This is a genomic window from Streptomyces sp. NPDC055815, from assembly GCF_053616475.1.
Genome location: NZ_JBSHDU010000185.1, coordinates 1 through 1,019, shown reverse-complemented (window position 1 = coordinate 1,019; position 1,019 = coordinate 1). Strand labels below are relative to the sequence as shown.

General features: G+C 62.2%; 2 protein-coding genes. Both read right to left on the bottom strand.

Going from position 1 to position 1,019, the window contains the following annotated elements:
* On the bottom strand, positions 1–430 hold a 430-nt coding region (locus ACWGN5_RS41865), incomplete at its 3' end, for a relaxase/mobilization nuclease domain-containing protein (protein WP_453524282.1).
* Positions 420–764, bottom strand: a complete 345-nt coding sequence (locus tag ACWGN5_RS41860) for a MobC family plasmid mobilization relaxosome protein (protein WP_044704870.1) — start codon at positions 762–764, stop codon at positions 420–422. The genes ACWGN5_RS41860 and ACWGN5_RS41865, both read right to left, overlap by 11 nt.
* Positions 765–1,019 lie beyond the last annotated feature (255 nt).

The following is a 1,019-nucleotide window of genomic DNA, read 5'->3' as shown; positions in this document are numbered from 1 at the left end:
CCAGCCGGCCGTTGACCACCGTCTGCCAGGCATCGATGCGCGGCCGGTCGGCGCGGTCGTAGTACGGCTGGAGCCGCCTGCCGGTCAGCAGCTCGGTATTGGGGATCAGAAAGTTCAGCTCCAGACGCCCCTTGTCCGCGTGCTCCACCCACAGAATGCTGTACTGATCTTTATCGAGGCCGGGCATCAGAACACGCTCGAAGCTGGCCATCAGTTTTTCCCGCTGGCCGGGAGGCAGATCTGCCTCCGCAAACGACAGTACGCCGGAGGTGTATTTCTTCACGTAAGGCGACACATCAATCAGCTCCCGGACTTCTTCCGGCTTGCCCTGCAGGACGGTGGCGCCTTCACGCTGCCGGTCTTTACCCAGCAAATAGTCCACCGGCCCGGCGCCACCGCCGCGACCGCGCGGATGAAATTTAATGATCATCGTCCGTTCCTTTCTCAAGAACGGCGTGCCGCAGCTGCTCAAGGCCGGCATCGATTGCCATCAGCGCCGCCACAATCTGCACCCTGTCATGGCCGGTACCGCCGCCGGCGTTAACGCGGCGGGCTATCTGGTTCAGGTTGTTGCCCATGCCGGCAAGCTGGCGCAGCAGCGCCGGCGAGATCGAGGGTAGCTTTCCGGTACGCGCAGGCTTTTCATCAAGACAGGTCTGCCGCATCCACGCCGCCAGCTGCCTGCCGTCACAGCGTTCGAGCAGCCGCCGGTGCTCGTCCTCCGTCACCCACATGGTGAGCATCTTGTTCCGTTTCTCTGACAAACCGGTCTCCTGATAACGCCGGGACGGGCGGGAAAGCCTTTCCCGGTCGGCGCGGGGTTGGACAAGCCGCAGGCGCGTCAGGCTTTTGGCGGGTTTCGGGGCGCAGCCCTGAACCAGTCACGTAGCGCTAGCGGAGTGTATACTGGCTTACTATGGTGGCACGACGGGAATCGGGATGAAATAGTCAGTCATAAAAACTGTGAGATGAGGCTCAGGTGCGTAAGGGGCTGATGCCTGTCCCGGTGGATATTCCGC